General features: G+C 62.2%; 2 protein-coding genes and 1 pseudogene. All 3 read left to right on the top strand.

Annotated features, from left to right (window positions below; genetic code table 11):
• Positions 1-412 (top strand): annotated as a pseudogene (locus tag DBR22_RS11530) (hypothetical protein); the annotation flags it as partial.
• A 454-nt stretch (positions 413-866) separates the two neighbouring features.
• Positions 867-1,487 (top strand): helix-turn-helix transcriptional regulator, encoded by a 621-nt coding sequence (locus tag DBR22_RS11525; RefSeq protein WP_108599129.1) that lies wholly within the window; start codon positions 867-869, stop codon positions 1,485-1,487.
• On the top strand, positions 1,484-2,056 hold the full coding sequence (locus DBR22_RS24125) for a DUF6036 family nucleotidyltransferase (RefSeq protein ID WP_219928110.1): 573 nt from the start codon (positions 1,484-1,486) through the stop codon (positions 2,054-2,056). The genes DBR22_RS11525 and DBR22_RS24125 overlap by 4 nt, the downstream gene beginning before the upstream one ends.
• Positions 2,057-2,616: the final 560 nt, after the last annotated feature.

The following is a 2,616-nucleotide window of genomic DNA, read 5'->3' as shown; positions in this document are numbered from 1 at the left end:
TTCCAGGATCGAAGTGACGGTCACCATGAAACAGGATAAGAACGCCCCCGCGTGGACCCCAGCCCGGCCGCGCCCCGCAGCTACCGGGCCCTCCGACTGGAAGCTTTCACCGATCACGGCCGGAAGCACGCCGCAGCGGGGACGTGAACCCCTGCTGATCAGGCAATGGAAATACCTATGGCGGAATGAGCTCGTTGAGTTGCGGAGCGGTTCCGAGGTCCTGGGCAGTGGATACGTGGACGAGACAACCGAGGATGCCAGCACCATATGGATCCACCTGACCAAGGGGCTCGGCCGCGTCCTGATTCATCGCAATGACGGCATCGCCATCTGGCGCGTGGACCCCCGGATCTACGCCCACCGTGTCAGCCCAGAGACCCAGACGTCACCACAGACCGCGGCGGGGCGGTAATGACGGTCACCCGGATCGTCGACCATCGCAACGAACCACCGCCCCGCCGCCCACACGCCAGTAGCTACCAGAAAGGCCGAGAAGCCAGTCGAGCCCGCGGACGTGTTTCACCGTCCGCTAAGGAGACGGCATGACCAGGAACATCCAGGCGCCAGATCCGCGGGCCGCTCAGACCAGCGCAGCAACGTTCTCCGCCCCGGCAAACGATGACCCTCGCGGGGATGGTGAACTTGTCACTGCACCCTGGCTCGGGCTTCACTACGCCGGAGTCCAATCTATCCACAGCGTCTGCACCTCCCTTCGGCAATCTCATATACGCTCGGGCGAGACTCACATGACCGATCAAAAACCTCTATGGGTGCTTGCATCCTTGCTCGAGTCAACTGGCCAGACTCCCGCTTTCATATGCATATGACACCATTCGGTGACATAATGAAACCGTGGAAGGGATGCCATGACACTGGAAAACACCATCGAGACCCCGGCTGCAGCCGGCGCCATCATCCGGTCCCGCCGCACAGCCCGCGGACTGTCCCAGCAAACCCTTGCCGACATGGCCGGAGTGTCACGGAAGTTCCTCATCGATCTGGAAGCCGGCCACGACCGCGCGGAACTCGGCAAAACCCTCGCCGTCATGGCCGCCCTCGGCCTGACCTTGGCCGCCACGGATCCCATCCCCCGCGGCAGAGACTTCGACCCTGCACGGCGCGACTACGCCACGACTTTCAGGAGCCTCATCAACGAACGGGACTTTGAGTTCGCGATCAAAATGCTCGCCGACTACGCCACCGCATCCCTGACCTCCGGCATGCCGCTGCTCCAGCGCAGCCCCCGCCTCAAAGACCCGCACTGGTCAGCGGCCCTGGCCGGAATCACCAACTACACCGCACACCGCCTCGGCCAACCAGCGCCATCCTGGACGCGACGGATCAAACCCCTTGAAGCGGCGTGGATGCCAGCCCAGTCCTACCGCACAATCCGAGAACCGATGAAGAAACTCACCATGTCCGAAACACCCAAAGAACTCGCCGCCTTGAACGTCTTCATCCGCGAACGCAGTCTGGCCACCGCATGACCGGCGGAGAACTCACCGCCACACAAATCAGGGCACTCCTCCACGAACTCGGTCGCCGCCTGCAGGCAGCTGGCGCCCATGGCGACGTCAAACTCGTCGGCGGTGCCGCCCTCATCCTTCAGGGCATCGGCAACCGACCCACCGCCGACATCGATGCCAGCTACGCCGCCCCAACGACTATCCACGCCATGGTCATGGAAATGGCCGCTGACTACGACCTCGGGCCCGACTGGCTCAACACCAACGCCTCAGCCTTCGTCCCTGACAACGCCACCTGGGTCGCCCTTGAACAGCTCGACGGACTCACCATCCAGGCCGCAGACACCGAAACGCTCCTGGCCATGAAAATAGCTGCCGAACGCGACAAAGACACGCTCGACATCGCCCGGCTCCTGCGCCGACTCAACATCACCAACGCCGCCGAAGCCGTCGACCTCGCTTACGACAAATACGGCGACCACTCCATCCCCCTCGCCGCAGGGCGCGAGAACTACCTGATCGTTGTCGACGACGCCCTCGACGCAGTCACTACCCTAGAACCCCAGCCAGAACTCGAATCCGACGAATAGGCCAACACCAGGGATTACAGGTGTCGGAGACGAGCCGCCGGTTCAAAAGGGACAGCAAGAATTAGCGCTTGAATGCACACGCGCTCTACTGGGTGCTCACCCCTTGGCTGACTAGACGACCGGTCACGTTTGGCGCCCCTCATGACTCCCCCGGTATGCGGAATTCGGCCCGATGCGACCCCTGTATGACCGGATCCGCAGCTCGAAGTGTGCCTCATTGTCCACCCCCATTTGGCCCTCCCAAGCTCTCCATCACCGACAGCGGAGCTCCCCCAGCCGGTAAGCCCGGACCTCCTCACAACTTCATGCGCGTGCCGATTCTTCATGCCACCACCCTCCCCAAGGTGTTGACGTGAGGTTGCCCTGAGGAAAGCCAGACTCAACACCCCGGGGCGGAAAGCCGCCGCTGCCAGGCTCGCTCAACTTTGCATCAGTCGGCGAAGGAAGGACCCCGAATTTATCCATAGAACGCAGCTCCTAATGGTTATATAAAAACTGTAGATCTGCCCCGGCTGGGACCTAATTTTCCGAGGCGGACTACTGCTTGACCGACCTGGCGA

It is taken from the genome of Arthrobacter sp. HMWF013, from assembly GCF_003061105.1.
In the GTDB taxonomy this organism is placed as follows: Bacteria; Actinomycetota; Actinomycetes; order Actinomycetales; family Micrococcaceae; genus Arthrobacter.
This window is presented reverse-complemented; position numbering and strand designations above follow the sequence as displayed.

Bases quoted from the DNA above. Each gene is read 5' to 3' on its own strand.
- DBR22_RS11525 (WP_108599129.1), top strand. From the start codon at position 867: ATGACACTGGAAAACACCATCGAGACCCCGGCTGCAGCCGGCGCCATC.
- DBR22_RS24125 (WP_219928110.1), top strand. From the start codon at position 1,484: ATGACCGGCGGAGAACTCACCGCCACACAAATCAGGGCACTCCTCCAC.